Source organism: Streptomyces sp. NPDC058678, assembly GCF_042714835.1.
In the GTDB taxonomy this organism is placed as follows: domain Bacteria; phylum Actinomycetota; class Actinomycetes; order Streptomycetales; family Streptomycetaceae; genus Streptomyces.
In genome coordinates this window covers 48,231-64,573 of the sequence record NZ_JBHXSG010000030.1, presented here as the reverse complement: position 1 = coordinate 64,573, position 16,343 = coordinate 48,231, and the positions used below count along the sequence as shown (strand labels likewise).

The following is a 16,343-nucleotide window of genomic DNA, read 5'->3' as shown; positions in this document are numbered from 1 at the left end:
AGCTCACCCCGGCCACACGATCGCCTGCACCTCGCTGTACGCGTGCAGCGCGTACGACCCCACGTCCCGTCCGACGCCGCTCCTCTTGAACCCCCCGAACGGCGCCTCCATGTTCCGCCCGACCGTGTTCACGCCGACCCCGCCGGCCCGTAGCCGCCGCGCCACCCGGAAGGCTCGGGCGACGTCCGCCGACCAGACGTAGTCGATGAGCCCGTAGTCGGTGTCGTTGGCGAGTTCCACCCCCTCCTCCTCTTCTTCGAAGGGGATGACCGACACGACGGGGCCGAATATCTCCTCGCGGGCCACGCGCATGTCGTTGGTGCAGTCCGCGAGGAGAGTGGGGGCCACGTAGAAACCCCGTTCCAGCGAAGGCCGTTCGCCGCCGGTCACCACCACCGCGCCCTCCTTGCGGCCGAGTTCGACGTACGACTCCACCCGCTCCCGGTGTTCGCCCGAGATCACCGGCCCGACCACCGTGTCCCGCTCCCGCGGGTCGCCCACCTTCAACCGGACCGCGTACGCAGCCAGTTGCTCGACGAGACGGTCGTACACGCCCCTCTGCGCGAGCACCCGCGTCGGCGCCGTGCAGATCTGGCCGCTGTAGAAGGAGAACGTCGTCCCGATCCCGGCCACCGCCGACCCGAGGTCCGCGTCGTCGAAGACGACCGCCGCCCCTTTCCCGCCCAGCTCCATCAACTGCCGCTTCATCCCCCGCCCGCACACCTCGGCGATCCGCTGTCCGACCGCCGTGGAGCCGGTGAAGCTCACCATGTCCACGTCCGGCGACTCCACGGCCGCCTCCCCCACCTCGACCGACCGGCCGGAGACCACGTTCACCACCCCGCGCGGCACCCCGGCCGCCTCCAGCGCTTCCGCCATCCGGTAGACGGAGAGGGGATCCTGCGGGGCGGGCTTCACCACCACCGTGTTGCCCATCGCGAGCGCCGGGGCGACCTTCCCCGCCGGATTCGCCCAGGGGTTGTTGTACGAGGTGATGCAGGTGACGACCCCGACGGGCTGGCGCACGGCCAGCGCGCCCATCACCGCCGCCCGCCCCATCGGCCCGGCCTCGTTGATCTGCGGCGGGATCGCCCACTCGGCGGGCTCCACGCGCGCGTACCGCCGGAAGCGGGCTGCGGCCACGCCGACCTGCATGCGCCGGGCCGTCGCCGTGGTCGCCCCGGTCTCCGCCCGGGCCAGCTCGGCGTACGGCTCCAGGTGCCCGCCGATGATCCCCGCGGCCCGCGCGAGGATCGCCGCCCGTTCCTCCGGTGCCGTACGCGACCACGGCCCGAAGGCCTCGCGGGCCGCGGCACAGGCCGCGAGCACCTGATCCCGCGAGGCCTCCGGCGCCCTTCCGACGGTCTGTTCGGTCGCCGGGTCGACGACCTCGTAGTGACCGCCGTCCGGCTCGGCCCAGGCGCCGCCGACGAACAACCGCTGTCCCTCGGTCACCTGGTCGCCACCGTCCGGGTGTCCCGGCCCGAGCGCAGCACCTTGCCCGGTACGGCCCCGCTCACCACGTCGTCCCGGATCGCCTCGACCCCGTTGACCCACACGGCCCGTATCCCGATGGCCTTGGAGTCGAGCCGGGGACTGTCTCCCGGCAGGTCGTGCACCAGGGTGGCCGTGCCCGCGGCGATCCGTTCCGGGTCGAAGAGGACGAGGTCCGCATGCCAGCCCTCCCGTATCCGGCCCCGCTCCCTCAGGCCGAAGAGCCGCGCCGGATCGTCCGTCAGCATCTTCACCGCCTGCTCCAGGCCCACCAGCTTCCGCCCGCGCAGACAGTCCCCGATGAAGCGGGTCGTGTACGGGGCCCCGCACATCCGGTCCAGATGCGCCCCGGCGTCCGACCCGCCGAGCAGGACGTCCTCGTGCTGCCAGGTCTCCGCGCGCAGGGACCAGGAGGCCGGGTCGTTGTCGGTCGGCATGGGCCACAGGACCGTACGCAGCTCGTCGGCGGCGCAGATCTCGACCAGGCACTGGAACGGGTCCTGCCCGCGTTCCGCCGCGATGTCCTGCACCACCCGCCCGCTCAGACCCCGGTTCGCCTCGCTGTACGTGTCGCCGATGACGTACCGCCCGAAGTGCGCCAGCCGCCGGAAGACGCCCGCCTCCTTGGACCCGGCGCGCTCCAGCATCCCGGCCCGGACGGACGGGTCGCGCAGTCGCTCGATCCGCTCCGGGACGGGCAGGCCGAGGATCGGGCCCCATCCCGGGATGAGGTTGAGGGCGCAGAAGGTGCCCAGGGACATGTTCATCGGCGTGAGGATCGGCATGGTGAGTGCGACGACCCTGCCGCCCGCCTTCCGCGCCCGCTCGCTCGCGAGGAGCTGCCTGGGCACCCGCTCGGGGACGGCCGCGTCGATCGTGAGGACGTTCCAGTTCAGGGGGCGTCCGGCCGCCGCGCTCATCTCGGCGAGCAGGTCGATCTCCGCGTCGCTGAACTGGTCGAGACAGCCGGCGACGATCGCCTCGATCTGCGTGCCCTCGTGTTCACCGACGGCCCGCGAGAGGGCGAGCAGTTCGGCGGGCAGCGCGTGCCGGGAGGCCACCGGCTTGCCGTCGCCGTCGGAGTGGGTGGACGACTGGGTGGTGGACAGGCCCCAGGCGCCGGCGTCCATGGCCTCGTGGAACAGCCGGAGCATCGCCGCGAGCTGCTCCTCGCTCGGCTGTCCGCCGATCGCGTCCGGGCCCATGACGTACCGCCGCAGCGCGCAGTGCCCCACCATGAAACCGGCGTTGACGGCGATCCGCCCCTCCAGGGCGTCCAGGTACTCGCCGAAGCCGTGCCAGCTCCAGGGCGCCCCCTCCTCCAGCGCGACCAGGGACATGCCCTCGACCTTGGACATCATGCGGCGGGTGTAGTCGGCGTCCTCGGGGCGTGCCGGGTTCAGGGGCGCGAGGGTGAATCCGCAGTTGCCGGCCGCGACCGTGGTGACGCCGTGGTTGAGGGACGGGGTCGCGTACGGGTCCCAGAACAGCTGGGCGTCGTAGTGGGTGTGCGGGTCGACGAAGCCGGGGGCGAGGACGAGGCCGGTGGCGTCCTCGGAGCCTCGGGCCTCCTCGGAGATCTTCCCGACGGCGGCGATACGGCCGTCCCGGATGCCGATGTCGGCGGTGCAGCCAGGCGCTCCGGTGCCGTCGACGACGGTCGCGCCTTTGATGACGTGATCGAGCATGACGCTCACCTCCTTGACCTACGGTGCGATGGGCGCCCCTATAGGGGCGCGGGGAACTGCGCGACCAGCCACAAACCGCCCGCAGCCCGCAACGGCGATCACCCGGCAGCCCGGAACCGCGACGTCCGATGAACAGGATCCGTGTCGATCTTCGGAATCACGTGCTCCCCGATCAGCCGGATCGTCTGCAACGTCTCCTCCTTCGGCACCCCAACCGGCAACCCGAAGCTCAACTGATCGGCCCCCGCCTGCTCCCACCGCTTGCACTGCCGGAACACCTCGTCCGGATCCCCGCAGATCAGCAGCTCCTCCTCGATGAGGACCTCGACGAACTCCGCGGTGTACTCGGGCAGGATCTCCGGCCACACCGGGAACCCCTCGGGACGCGGAAACGTGTCGTGGTACCGGAACACCAGCGACGGCAGATAGTGCAGCCCGCCGTTGACCGCGATCTCGATCGCCTCGGCGTGCGTGGGCGCGCAGATCGCGGTAGTCGTCACCATCACGTTGTCGTTGACGAAGGCGCCGATCGGCTCGGCGTCCACGACCGCCGTCTTGTACTGCTCGAGCACCCACTCCATGTCGGAGACCTTCTGCACGCTGAAGCCGAGCACCCCGAGGCCCTTGCGGGCGGCCATGGCGTACGAGGGCGGCGACCCGGCGGCGTACCACATCGCGGGGTGGGACTTCCCGTACGGCTTGGGGAGCACCTTCCTCGGCGGGAGCTGCCAGTGCTTGCCCTGGAAGCCGACGTACTCGTCCTGGAGCCACATCTTCGGGAACTCGGCGATGGTCTCTTCCCAGATCTCCTTCGTGTGGTTCATGTCGGTGATGCCGGGGAGGAAGCCGAGGATCTCGTGCGAGCCGGCCCCTCGTCCGCTGCCGAACTCGAAGCGGTTCCCGGTGAGGTGGTCGAGCATGGCGACCTTCTCGGCGACCTTGACCGGGTGGTTGACCTGGGCGAGCGGGTTGAAGATGCCGGAGCCGAGGTGGATGCGCTCGGTGGCGTGTGCGAGGTAGCCGAGGAAGACGTCGTTGGCGGAGAGGTGGGAGTACTCCTCCAGGAAGTGGTGCTCGGACGCCCAGGCGTACTTGAAGCCCGACTTGTCCGCCTGGATGACGTACTCGGTCTCCTCCATCAGCGCCTTGTGCTCGGCCAGCGGGTCGGTCTCGGCGCGCTTGCCCACGTATCCCTGTACAAAGAGCCCGAATTCCAAGGAGGTTCACCGTCCCGAGTCATTTTGCTGACGTACCGTCAGATTCACCTGTTGGCCGACTCTGGCACCGGGGGCATGGACCGTCAATAGCTGACGGTCAGTCAGATCTGCTCGTTCAGACGACGGACACGCCCGCCAGCCAGCCCCCGTCGATCACGAACGGCTGCCCGGTGATGTAGGAGGAGTCCTCGGACGTGAGGAACAGCGCGAGCCGCGCCACCTCCTCCGGCCGCCCGATCCGCCCGAGCGGCACGAGCTTGCGGTACAGCGCGTCCGTCGCTCCCTCGGGGGCGGCACCCGGATTGCTCATCGCGGTGTCGATGGCTCCCGGGCACATGGCGTTGACCCGTATCCCCCGGTCCGCCAGCTCCAGTGCGGCCACCCGCGTGAGCCCGACGATCGCGTGCTTGGTGGCGGCGTACGCCCCCACGTACGCCATGCCGGTCATCCCGGTGTAGGAGGCGGTGTTGACGATCGTGCCCCCGTCGGACATCCGGGACGCCACGGTCCTGATCCCCAGGAAGCAGCCGACCTGGTTGACCCGCAGGACCGTCATGAACTCGTCGAGGGGCGTGTCGAGGAGGCTGTTGAAGCGGAGGATCCCGGCGTTGTTGACGAGTCCGTCGACATGGCCGTACGCCTCCACGACGGTTTCGACGGCTGCCCCCCACTCCTCCTCCCGCCCCACGTCGAGGTGCATGTACAGCGCCCCGATCTCCTTCGCGAGGGCCCGCCCCTGCTCGTCGAGCACATCCGCCACGACGACCTCGGCACCCTCCTCCCGGAACAGCCGGGCCTCCTGCTCCCCCTGCCCGCGCGCCGCCCCGGTGACGATCACGACGCGTCCGTCCAGCTTGCCCATGCGGCCTCCTCAAAGGTGCGGGGCGATCTCGACCCCGAACGCGGTCATCTGGTCGGTGAGCTCGGTACGGCTCCGGCTGCGGAACCGGACCTGGATCTGGTCAACGCCCATCGCGCGGTAGGCGCGCAGGGACTCGGCGAGCGTGTCGGGCGGGCCGGTGAGGGTGCGGCGCCCGACGTTCCAGGTCGGGGTGCCGATGTACAGCGGTTCGGCGATGGCGCCGACGGTGAAGGGACCCCGCACGGCGGCCTCTTCCCGGAGGCTCCTGATGCGCTCGATCTGCGCGGGCAGCCGTTCGCGCGGGTCGCCCTGCGGCAGCCAGCCGTCTCCCTTGAGCGCGGCCCTGCGTACGGCGGCGGGCGAGGAGCCGCCGACCCAAAGGGGGACGCGGGTCTGGGCCGGCCTGGGCCGCTGTCCCAGGTCCTGGAAGTCGTAGAGCTTGCCGTGGTGCTCGGGGAACTCGTCCGGCCCGAGCGCCTTCTTCAGCGCGTCGATGGACTCGTCGAGCACGGCTCCCCGCTGCCGGAAGTCCACGCCGAGCGCCTCGAACTCCTCCACGACGTGCCCGGCACCCACGCCCAGGACCAGCCGCCCCCCGCTCAGAAGGTCGAGGGTGGCGTACTGCTTGGCGGTCAGGAGCGGGTGCCGCAGCCCGACGACGGCGACGTGACTGAGCAGCCGTACGCGCTCGGTCGCGGCGGCCAGGAAGGCGAGCGTGGCCACGGGGTCGTACCAGACCGTGCCCATCGCGGGTGCGAGCCGGCGCGGGATGGCGACGTGGTCGCAGCAGGCGAGGTAGTCGAAGCCGGCGCGGTCGGCGGTACGGGCGATGTCGAGGAGGTCGTCCGGTCCGGCGGCGGCCTCCCACGCTTCGGCGTAGAGGGTGCTCTGGGACTGGACGGGGAGCTGGATGCCGTACCGGATCATCCCTCGGTTCATCCCGCGATCACCTCGGACCGTCCCAGAGTCCGTCCGGGGTCAGCTGGAGCAGCTCGATCGCGTTCCGCCGTACGATCCGCTCCACGACGTCGGCGTCCAGGTGCCCCATCTGGGCCTCGCCGACCTCCCGCGACTTCGGCCAGGTCGAGTCGGAGTGGGGGTAGTCGGTCTCGTAGAGGACGTTCCCGACTCCGATGGCGTCCAGGTTCCGCAGCCCGAAGGCGTCGTCGAAGAAACAGCCGTGGACGTGCTCGGCGAACAGCTCGGACGGCGGCCGGTGGACCTTGTCGGCGACGCCGCCCCAGCCGCGGTTCTCCTCCCAGACGACGTCGGCGCGCTCCAGGATGTAGGGGATCCAGCCGATCTGCCCCTCGGCGTACATGACCTTGAGGTTCGGGAAGCGCTCGAACTTGCCGCTCATCAGCCAGTCCACCATCGAGAAGCAGCAGTTGGCGAAGGTGATGGTGGAGCCGACGGCGGGCGGGGCGTCGGCGGAGGTCGACGGCATACGGCTGCTGGAGCCGATGTGCATGGCGACGACCGTGCCGGTCTCGTCGCAGGCGGCGAGGAAGGGGTCCCAGTCGTCGGTGTGGACGGACGGCAGCCCGAGGTGCGGGGGGATCTCGGAGAACGCGACGGCGCGGACGCCGCGGGCGGCGTTGCGGCGGACTTCCGCGGCGGCCAGTTCGGCGTCCCAGAGGGGGATGAGGGTGAGCGGTATGAGGCGACCGTGCGCCTTGGGTCCGCACCACTCCTCCACCATCCAGTCGTTGTAGGCCTGGACGCAGAGGAGACCGAGCTCATGGTCCTTCGCCTCGGTGAAGGTCTGGCCGCAGAAGCGGGGGAAGGTCGGGAAGCAGACGGCGGACTGGACGTGGTTGACGTCCATGTCGGCGAGGCGGGCCGGGACGTCGTACGACCCCGGCCGCATCTGCTCGTAGGTGATGACCTCCAGCTTGATCTCGTCCCTGCTGTAGCCGACGGCGGTGTCGAGGCGGGTCAGGGGGCGGTGCAGGTCCTCGTAGACCCACCAGTCGCCGATGGGCCCGTCGTCGCCCGGCTTGCCCATGACGGGCTTGAAGCGGCCGCCGAGGAAGGTCATTTCCTTGAGTGGGGCGCGCACTGTGCGGGGGCCGGTGTCGAGGTACTTCTTCGGGAGCCTGTCCTGCCAGACGGTGGGGGGTTCGACGGTGTGGTCGTCGACGGAAATGATCAGAGGAAAGGGCGAGTTGGTCTCCATGGGGGCACGGTAGCGCCGATCTGACGGTCCGTCAGCTAGCAGAATGGGGCTTGTGGGTTCCCGGGCAGGTGGGGAGAGACGGTGAGGGGCTTGTGATATCCCGCGCGCCCAGCTGTGATCGGGCCCTCCACGGCTGACGCATCTGCCATGAACAAGGCAAACTGGCGGGGTGGCTCAGGACATCTAGGGGGACGACGGCGATGGACGGTGTACCGCGAGTGCCGGAGGTACCGCGTGTACCGGAGCAGAGGCGGCGCCCCGGCTTCTCCGAGGAGGAGGCGGTGGTGCTGGGAACGGGCGTACGGGGGGCCGCGGCGGCGACCGTGACTGCGGGATCCGGCGGGCCCGGGCCTGACGAGGGGGCTGTGGCGGCCGTGGCGCCCGGACCCGACGGGGCGGAGGCCGACGCCGGGGCCGCAGCCGTGCGGGCCGGGGCGCCTGGGGCCGAAGCGGGGGCCGGTGCCCCCGGGGGTGAAGTGGCGACCGCTGCAGCGGGGTCCGTTGCAGCGGCCGGGGCCCAAGAGGCGCCCCTGGCACGTGAGTCGGGCGGACGCGACCCTGAGAGGGCGGCCATGACCCCGGAATCAGACGCGGCCGGAGCCCAAGACGCGCCCCTGGCAGGCGAGTCGAGCGAGCGCGACCCTCACAGAGCGGCCATGACCCCGGAATACGACGCGGCCGCGACCCAAGACGCGCCCCTGACACACGAGTCGAGCGGGCCTGGCTCGCAGCAAGCGGCCGTGGCTCCGGGATCCGGTGGGGCCGCTGCCGAAGAGGCCGCCGTGGCTCTGCGCTTCGGTGTGCTCGGGCCGGTGCGTGCCTGGCGGGGCGAGGAGTCGCTGAGCACCGGTTCCCCTCAGCAACGCGCCCTCCTGGCCGCCCTGCTGCTCCGTGAGGGCCGCACGGCCACCGCCGCCGAGCTGATCGACGCCCTGTGGGGTGAGGAGTCGCCCTCGCAGGCGCTGGCGGCGCTGCGGACGTACGCCTCCCGGCTCCGGAAGGTGCTGGACCCCGGCGTGCTGGTGAGCGAGTCCGGCGGGTACGCGATCCGTGGGCTGCGCGACGGCGCGCTGGATCTCTCCGTCGTACAGGACCTGGCGGCGGAGGCGGAGAAGGCCCGGTCGGCCGGAGACCTGTGCCATGCGCGGGACGTCCTGGGCCGGGCGCTGGCCCTCTGGGACGGTGAGGCGCTGGCCGGGGTGCCGGGGCCGTACGCGGAGACGCAGCGGGTGCGCCTCGAGGAGTGGCGGCTCCAGTTGCTGGAGTCCCGCCTGGACATGGACCTGGAGCAGGGCTGCCACGCCGAGGCGGTCTCGGAGCTGACGGCGCTGACGGCGGCGCATCCGCTGCGGGAGCGGTTGCGCGAGCTGCTGATGCTGGCGCTGTACCGCAGTGGACGCCAGGCGGAGGCGCTGGCCGTGTACGCGGACACGCGCCGCCTCCTGGCCGACGAGCTCGGCGTGGACCCGCGCCCGGGACTGCGGGATCTGCAGCAGCGGATTCTGCAGGCCGATCCCGGCCTGGCGGAACCCTCGGCGCCCAAGGCGGAGCCGTCCGCCGCGCCGGTACGCCCGGCCCAGCTCCCCGCCACCGTCCCCGACTTCACGGGCCGCGCCGCCTTCGTCTCGGAACTCGGCGAGGTACTGGCCTCCGCCAAGGGCCGGGTGATGGCGGTGTCGGCCGTGGCGGGCATCGGCGGCGTCGGCAAGACGACGCTGGCGGTACACGTGGCGCACCAGGCGCGGGCGGCGTTCCCCGACGGCCAGTTGTACGTGGACCTGCAGGGCGCCGGCGCGCGGGCGGCGGAGCCGGAGACGGTACTCGGCTCCTTCCTGCGAGCCCTGGGCACCGCCGATTCCGCCATCCCCGACTCCCTGGAGGAACGGGCGGCGCTGTACCGCTCGATGCTGGACGGCCGTCGGATCCTGGTGCTGCTGGACAACGCCCGCGACGCCGCGCAGGTACGCCCCCTGCTCCCCGGCATGGAGGGGTGCGCGGCCCTGGTCACCTCCCGCGTCCGGATGGTGGACCTGGCGGGGGCCCACCTCGTCGACCTCGACGTGATGTCGCCGGACGAGGCCCTGCAACTGTTCACGAAGATCGTCGGCGAGGAACGGGTGCGCTCGGAGCGGGAGGCCGCCCTGGATGTCGTGGCGGCATGCGGGTTCCTCCCCCTGGCCATCCGCATCGCCGCGTCCCGCCTGGCAGCCCGCCGCACGTGGACCGTGTCGGTCCTCGCCGCGAAGCTGGCGGACGAACGCCGTCGCCTGGACGAGTTGCAGGCCGGCGACCTCGCGGTGAAGGCCACCTTCGAGCTGGGGTACGGGGCTCTGGAGCCCGCCCAGGCACGCGCGTTCCGGCTGCTCGGACTGGCGGACGGACCCGACCTCTCGCTGGCGGCGGCCGCGGCGGTGCTGGACCTGCCGGTGGAGGAGACCGAGGACCTGCTGGAGTCCCTCGTCGACACCTCGCTGCTGGAGTCGGCGGCCCCGGGCCGCTACCGGTACCACGATCTGGTGCGGCTCTACGCGCGTGCCTGTGCGGAGAGGGACGAGTGGCCGCCCAGTGAGCGGGCGGCGGCGATGTCCCGGCTGCTGGACTTCTACCTGGCCACCGTGGCGGGGGGCTACCTGATCGAACGGCCCGAGGACCGGCTCGTGGACCACCTGGAGCGCACCGCGTACCCGGGGCTGGCCTTCTCCGACCGCCACGCGGCGCAGGACTGGCTGTACGCCGAGGCGGTCTCCCTGCTCGCGTGTGTACGCCAGTCCGCCCGGCCCGCGACACTGCGACGCGCCGTCGACATCCTCTGGGCGGCGGTCGACCTGGCCGAGTCGGGAGCCAACTCCAAGGAGTACGAGGCCGTGGCCGGACTCCTGAGGGACGCGGCGCGGGAAGCCGGGGACCCCCGCACGGAGGCACGGGCGCTGACGATGCTGGCCTTCGTCCACCACATCTCCGGCAGCAGGTTCGACGTGGCCGTCCAGGAGGCCGAGCGCGCCACGGAGCTGGCCCGGGAGGCCGACGACCCGCTCACGGGCTGCTGGTCGTCCAACATCAGCGGTGTGGTCGCGCTGTACCAGAACCGGCACCAGGAGGGCGAGGAGCACTTCACCCGCGCCATCGAGAGTTTCCGCGCCGTCGGCGACCGGCCGGGCGAGGCCAGCGCCCTGTGCAACCTGTCCCGCATCCATCTGGCCACCGGACGGACGAAGACCGCGGTGGCGATGGCCCAGCAGGGCGCGGCGATGTACGACGACATGGGGCACGCCCTGAGGGGGGCCAACGGCCGGTACGCGCTGGGCCTCGCCCTCACCCAGAGCGGGAGGCTGTCCGAGGCGACCGAGTGCCTGCACCAGGCCCTCCAGGTGTTCCGGGACAGCCGCCAACGCCTGTGGGAGGGCATGACCCTGTTCCGCCTCGCCGAACTCGACCTCGCCGCGCGTCGCCCGGCCAAGGCCGCGGTGAACGCCGAGACGGCACTGACCCTGCTGCGCGGCATCGGCGGCGAATGGCGACGCGGAAACGTCCTGACGGTGCTGGGACAGGCGCTCGACGGGATCGGTCAGCGCGACCGGGCCCAGGTGTGCTGGCGTGAAGCCCTCGACATCTTCGAGACGTTGGGTTCCCCGGAAGCGGCCGAGGTCAGGAGCCTGCTGAAGCCGACGGCAGTCGTCTGAGGCGGCGTCCCCGGCCGCCCGGTGATCCGCGTTCATCATTCGTTTATCGCCGCCCGGCACTCTCAACCGTGTCGAGCCGTCGCGTCGGGGGGCAGGCGGAGCGACGAGCGGCCGGACCTCTTAGGGTGAACCGGCCCAGCGGGTCCGCCCGGCAACCCTCGGGGGAGTTGCCGGGCGGATCTGTCAGTCCATCGCACAACACTGTCAGGGGAGTCAGCGACATGACCGACGAGAACAGCACCGACAACGTCCACGCCACGGGCGAGCCGATCGGCGACGCCACCACGGACAACGTCCACGCCACCAGCGAGCCCATCAAGACCAAGAACGTGCATGCCACCACCGAGCCGCTCAAGGTGACCCGCGACGACACGGGCGACGCGTCGACGGACAACGTGCACGCCACGGACGAGCCGGTCTGACCAGACCTTCCCGGACGGGGGATCGACCGCGGCGGCGCGGAGGGGAGGCCGCCGCGGTCGAGGCATGTCCGGCATCCGTCTCAGGACGTTCCGTGACCGCGCCGGCCCCGCCCGGCCGCTATCGCCCCCGCAACTGCCCCTTCACCACCTTCCCCCCGGCGTTCCGAGGCAGCTCTGCCAGGAACTCCACCGATCTCGGCACCTTGTAGTTCGCCATCTCGCGTCGCGCCCAGGCGATCAGGTCGTCCCCCGTCAGCACGGCCCCCGGCCGCCGGACCACGTACGCCTTGCCGACCTCACCCAGTCGGGGATCCGGTACGCCGATCACCGCCACGTCGGCCACGCCCGGGTGCAGGCCCAGCAGTTGCTCGATCTCCGCCGGGTAGGCGTTGAAGCCGCCGACGATGAACATGTCCTTCAGACGGTCCGTGATGCGCAGGTTGCCCGCCTCGTCCAGCACGCCCACGTCTCCCGTGCGCAGCCAGCCGTCCTCCCCCAGCACCTCCCCCGTCGCGCCCTCGGCCTCGTCGTCGTAGTAGCCGCGCATGACGGTGAAGCCGCGGACCAGGACCTCGCCGGGGACACCGGGCCCTGCCGTCCGTCCCCCGGCGTCCACCACCCGCACCTCCGCCCCCGGTATCGCCCGGCCCGACGTGGACGCGATGACCGCCGGGTCGTCGCCGCGGCGGCACATCGTGACGATGCCGCTCGCCTCGGACAGGCCGTAGGCCGTGAGGACCGTGCTCACGCCCAGTTCGCCCCGCAGGCGCTCGACCAGGCGCAACGGCACCACCGCCGCGCCCGTCACCACCAGGCGCAGAGCGGACAGGTCGTGGGCGTCCCTGGCCGGGTGGTCCAGCAACGACTGGTGCAGGGTGGGCGGGCCGGGCAGGACCGACACCCGTTCCGCCGCGATGTTGGCCAGCACGGTGTCCACGTTGAAGACCGGCTGGGGGATCATCGTCGCGCCCCGCATCAGGCAGGCGATCACGCCCGCCTTGTAGCCGAAGGTGTGGAAGAACGGGTTGACGATCAGGTAGCGGTCGCCCTGCCGCAGACCGGCCAGGTCGCTCCACACCTCGTACGCCCGCAGTGTCTGCGCGTGGGTGATCACGGCACCCTTGGGGCGGCCCGTCGTACCGGAGGTGTAGATGATGTCCGAGGGCGCCGAGCCGGGGACCGCCGAGGCCCGGGCACGGACCCGGGCCTCCGCCACCCCGTCGCCGCTCGCCAGGAAGTCCTTCCAGGTGCGGAAGTCGGCCGGGGCGTCGTCGGAGAGGACGACCACCTGCTCCAGTGCCGGCAGCCCCGGCAGCACGCCGTCACCCGCCCCGTGTCCCGCCGCCCTCCGCAGTGACGCCACGTACGACGTCCCGAGGAACGTGCCCGTCACGAACAGCAGTCGGGCGCCGCTGCGTCGCAGGACGTCCGCCGCTTCCGTCCCCTTGAAGCGGGTGTTCAACGGCACCAGTACCGCGCCCGCCGAGACCGTGCCCAGGGCGGAGACGATCCAGTCGAGGGTGTTCGGGGCCCAGATCGCGACCCGGTCGCCGGCCGCGATCCCGTTCGCGATGCACGCGGCCGCCGCTCGGTCCACGCGGGCGCCCAACTCGCCGTAGGAGATCCGGGTGCGGCCGTCCACCACCGCCTCGACGTCCGGGTACCGCTCGGCCGCCCACCTGACCAGCCCCGGAATGCTGCCCCACTCCAAGTCACCGCGCACGGGAGGCCTCCAGTCCCACTAGCTGACTACCCGTCAGATTAGCTGTACTCTGACGGTCTGTCAGCCGCCCAGCGAGCGTGCGGAGGTAACGCCCAGCATGGCCGGAGCAGCAGGGATCAAGGACGCCACCGCCATCGTCGGCATCGGTCAGACCCCCTTCGCGAAGCACCTCCCCGAGGACGAGAAGACCCTCGCCTGCCGTGCCGTTCTCGCCGCTCTCGACGACGCCGGGATCGCACCCGGCGAGGTCGACGCCCTCGCCTCGTACACGATGGAGGAGACCGACGAGGTCGAGCTCGCGAAGGCCGTCGGCTTCGGTGACCTCACCTTCTTCAGCAAGATCGGGTTCGGTGGCGGCGGTTCCTGTGCCACCGTCGCCCATCTCGCCGCCGCCATCGCCACGGGACAGGCCACCGTCGGCGTCGCCTGGAGATCGCGGAAGCGGGGGTCCGGCCCCCGGCCCTGGAAGAACACCACCGCCCAGCTCCCCACCCCCGCCCAGTGGACGCGGCCCTTCGGTCTCCTGCGGCCCGTGGACGAGATAGCCATGCTCGCCCGCCGTTACCTGCACGAATACGGCGCCACCCGCGACCACCTCTTCAACGTCGCCCTCGCCTGCCGCAACCGTGCGAACCAGAACCCCGCCGCGATCATGTACGACCGCCCCCTGACCCGCGAGATGTACATGACCTCACGCTGGATCAGTGAGCCCCTCTGCCTCTTCGACAACTGCCTGGAGACGGACGGCGCGTTGGCCTGCGTGATCGTCAGCAGGGAGCGGGCCCGGGACTGCCGGCGCAGACCCGTCTACGTCCACTCCGCCGCCCAGGGGCTCCCCGCCCAGCACCACGGCATGGTCAACTACTGGAACGACGACCCCCTCACCGGCCCCGCCTGGACCGCCGCCCGGCACCTGTGGAAGCACGCCGACTTCACACCCCAGGACGTCGACGTCGCCCAGATCTACGACGCGTTCACCGCCCTCGTGCCGCTCTCCCTGGAGGGCTACGGCTTCTGCGGACGGGGGGACGGGGGCGCCTTCACCGAGGGGGGTGCCCTGGAGATCGGCGGGCGGCTGCCCCTGAACACCGGGGGCGGCGGGCTCAGCGAGGCGTACGTCCATGGCTTCAACCTGATCAACGAAGGCGTGAAGCAGCTCCGGGGGACCAGTACGGCACAGGTCCCGGGCGCCGCCACCTGCCTCGTCACCGCGGGTGAGGGTGTGCCCACCTCCGCCCTGCTGCTGAGGAGTTGACCCGTGCTGACCCCCGTCACCGACCCCGACGGCGCCCCCTTCTGGCACTACGCCGCCCAGGGCGAGCTCCGCGTCCAGGCCTGCGCCGACTGCGGCGAGCTCCGCTTCCCGCCCCGCCCGTGCTGCCCGCACTGCCGGTCCTTCGCGAGTGGATGGCAGGCCATGTCCGGGCAGGGGCGCGTCTGGTCGTACGTCGTTCCGCATCCGCCGCTCCTGCCGGACTACGCGGCGCTGGCGCCGTACAACGTCGTCGTCGTCGAACTCGCCGAGGCGCCGCGCATACGGATGGTCGGCAACCTGGTCAGCGAGCCCGGCGCCCCTCTCGACTCCCTTGATCCGCACGGCATCCGGATCGGCGCCAAGGTGTCCTTCGCGTACGACGAGGCGACCGGGCTCCCGCAGTGGATCCCGGAGCGGTCGTGAACGTGCGCGTCGACGCCGACAAGGACACCGGCGTCGCCGTCGTCACCCTCGACCGGCCGGCCAAGCTCAACGCCATCGACCTCACCATGGCCGACGAACTCAGGAGCGCGTGGCGGGAGTTGCGGTTCGACGACTCGGTGCGGGCCGTCGTCCTCACCGGCGCCGGGGAGCGGGCGTTCTGTACCGGGATCGACCGGGACGCGGTGGTACCGCAGCCGAAGTCGCCGTACATGCAGGACGATCCGTTGCTCACGGTCGGACCGAAGGCGAACGACCTGTGGAAGCCGGTGGTGGCCGCCGTGTGCGGGATGGCCTGCGGAGGCGCCTTCTACCTGCTCGGCGAGTCGGAGTTCGTCGTCGCGGACACGACCGCGACGTTCTTCGATCCGCACACCACCTACGGCATGGTCAGCGCGTACGAGTCGGTGCTGATGGCGCAGCGGATGCCGTACGGGGAGGTCGCGCGGATGACGCTGATGGGCACGGCCGAGCGGATCTCCGCCCGGCGGGCCCACGACATCGGGCTGGTCTCCGAACTCACCGAGCAGGGGGAAGCTTTGGAGGCGGCGACCGCCTGCGCCGCCGTCATCGCCGGGTATCCGGCCGAGGCCACCCAGGGGACCGTCCGTGCCCTGTGGGCGGCGAAGGAGGCGGCGCGGGCGCAGGGGTTCGCGCAGGCGCCGCATCTCATCTCGCTGGGGAACCTGCCCGCAGAGCGGCAGGCGGAGCTGTTCGCCGGGCGGCAGAGCGGCAGGTTCCGGTTGCGTTGAGCGTCCGTCAGCCGGCCGGCGCGTACGGGTCCGGGTCGCAGCGGTCCACCTGGGCCGCCAGGCCCGGGCTTGACAGGGGCACCCGCACCTTCACCTCGTCGTTCGCGGCGACGTACTCGTCCACGCTCCGCACGTCCACCTGCTCGGAACCGGCGTCGAGGAACCTGACGGTGACGGTGAAGTAGGCGGCGCGGGAGTTCGGGTTGCTGACCTCGACCGTGGCGTACGCTTCGTCCTCCGTCGCGCAGCTCACCAGCTTGACCCTGGCGTCCGACAGCGGCTTGGACGTGCTCGTGGAGGAACTGCCGGAGGAGCTTCCGGTGTCGTTGTAGTCGTCATCGTCGTCGTGGTCACGGTACGTACTGCCGCCGGACGTCGACGACGAACTGTCGTGGTTCTGGCTGGAGCTGCTGCAGCCCCCGCCGTCCCCACCACTGCTGCTTCCGCTGCTGCCGTGACCGCGTCCCGATGAGAACCCGGTGAGCGACAGCACGACCAGTACCGCCACCGCTGTGAACTTGAGCCTGCGTCCCCGTCGATGCATGCCGTCACTCTACGCACCGCCTGTCACGGTCATGTCACCGCGTGGCGATGGTCGCGTACCCGGCGTGGCGCCGGGCCGGATCCCGC

At 71.4% G+C, this 16,343-nt stretch carries 13 protein-coding genes; 5 read left to right on the top strand and 8 right to left on the bottom strand.

Going from position 1 to position 16,343, the window contains the following annotated elements:
- Positions 1–3: 3 nt before the first annotated feature.
- The 6 genes from ACFWWR_RS25765 to ACFWWR_RS25740 all read right to left on the bottom strand — a co-directional run bounded on the left by ACFWWR_RS25765 (position 4) and on the right by ACFWWR_RS25740 (position 7,440).
- On the bottom strand, positions 4–1,455 hold the full coding sequence (locus ACFWWR_RS25765) for an aldehyde dehydrogenase family protein (RefSeq protein ID WP_384305513.1): 1,452 nt from the start codon (positions 1,453–1,455) through the stop codon (positions 4–6).
- Positions 1,452–3,182 carry an amidohydrolase family protein gene (locus ACFWWR_RS25760; protein ID WP_384305510.1) on the bottom strand — a complete coding sequence of 577 codons (1,731 nt, stop codon included), beginning with the start codon at positions 3,180–3,182 and terminating at the stop codon, positions 1,452–1,454. Before ACFWWR_RS25760 ends, ACFWWR_RS25765 begins: the two co-directional genes overlap by 4 nt.
- Positions 3,183–3,280: 98 nt before the next feature.
- Positions 3,281–4,399 carry an LLM class flavin-dependent oxidoreductase gene (locus tag ACFWWR_RS25755; protein WP_383863849.1) on the bottom strand — a complete coding sequence of 373 codons (1,119 nt, stop codon included), beginning with the start codon at positions 4,397–4,399 and terminating at the stop codon, positions 3,281–3,283.
- A 115-nt stretch (positions 4,400–4,514) separates the two neighbouring features.
- Positions 4,515–5,261, bottom strand: a complete 747-nt coding sequence (locus ACFWWR_RS25750) for an SDR family NAD(P)-dependent oxidoreductase (RefSeq protein WP_384305507.1) — start codon at positions 5,259–5,261, stop codon at positions 4,515–4,517.
- 9 nt (positions 5,262–5,270) lie between these two features.
- The gene (locus ACFWWR_RS25745; RefSeq protein WP_383863843.1) at positions 5,271–6,200 is read right to left on the bottom strand and encodes a TIGR03619 family F420-dependent LLM class oxidoreductase; all 930 of its coding nucleotides are present in this window, start codon (positions 6,198–6,200) and stop codon (positions 5,271–5,273) included.
- Between the two features lie 7 nt (positions 6,201–6,207).
- Positions 6,208–7,440: an amidohydrolase family protein gene (locus tag ACFWWR_RS25740; RefSeq protein WP_383863840.1), complete on the bottom strand. Its 1,233-nt coding sequence runs from the start codon at positions 7,438–7,440 to the stop codon at positions 6,208–6,210.
- Between the two features lie 656 nt (positions 7,441–8,096).
- Here ACFWWR_RS25740 and ACFWWR_RS25735 point away from each other — a divergent pair.
- Together ACFWWR_RS25735 and ACFWWR_RS25730 are read left to right on the top strand one after the other, a co-directional pair.
- Positions 8,097–11,120 carry a BTAD domain-containing putative transcriptional regulator gene (locus ACFWWR_RS25735; protein WP_383863837.1) on the top strand — a complete coding sequence of 1,008 codons (3,024 nt, stop codon included), beginning with the start codon at positions 8,097–8,099 and terminating at the stop codon, positions 11,118–11,120.
- A gap of 221 nt (positions 11,121–11,341) precedes the next feature.
- On the top strand, positions 11,342–11,542 hold the full coding sequence (locus tag ACFWWR_RS25730) for a hypothetical protein (protein ID WP_383863835.1): 201 nt from the start codon (positions 11,342–11,344) through the stop codon (positions 11,540–11,542).
- Between the two features lie 118 nt (positions 11,543–11,660).
- On the opposite strand, the gene ACFWWR_RS25725 is transcribed toward ACFWWR_RS25730, so the two are convergent.
- Positions 11,661–13,265 (bottom strand): FadD3 family acyl-CoA ligase, encoded by a 1,605-nt coding sequence (locus ACFWWR_RS25725; protein ID WP_383863832.1) that lies wholly within the window; start codon positions 13,263–13,265, stop codon positions 11,661–11,663.
- 97 nt (positions 13,266–13,362) lie between these two features.
- On the opposite strand from ACFWWR_RS25725, the gene ACFWWR_RS25720 reads away from it, so the two are divergent.
- Genes ACFWWR_RS25720 through ACFWWR_RS25710 form a run of 3 tightly spaced genes read left to right on the top strand, consistent with a single transcriptional unit; the run spans position 13,363 to position 15,713 of the window.
- Positions 13,363–14,520, top strand: coding sequence for a lipid-transfer protein (locus ACFWWR_RS25720; protein WP_384305504.1), 1,158 nt, complete (start codon positions 13,363–13,365; stop codon positions 14,518–14,520).
- Positions 14,521–14,523: 3 nt separating this feature from the next.
- Positions 14,524–14,943, top strand: coding sequence for a Zn-ribbon domain-containing OB-fold protein (locus ACFWWR_RS25715; RefSeq protein WP_383863826.1), 420 nt, complete (start codon positions 14,524–14,526; stop codon positions 14,941–14,943).
- Positions 14,940–15,713, top strand: a complete 774-nt coding sequence (locus ACFWWR_RS25710; protein ID WP_383863823.1) for an enoyl-CoA hydratase/isomerase family protein — start codon at positions 14,940–14,942, stop codon at positions 15,711–15,713. The genes ACFWWR_RS25715 and ACFWWR_RS25710 overlap by 4 nt, the downstream gene beginning before the upstream one ends.
- Positions 15,714–15,720: 7 nt before the next feature.
- On the opposite strand, the gene ACFWWR_RS25705 is transcribed toward ACFWWR_RS25710, so the two are convergent.
- Entirely contained in the window at positions 15,721–16,257 is a 537-nt protein-coding gene (locus ACFWWR_RS25705) for a hypothetical protein (protein WP_384305501.1), read from the bottom strand.
- Positions 16,258–16,343: the final 86 nt, after the last annotated feature.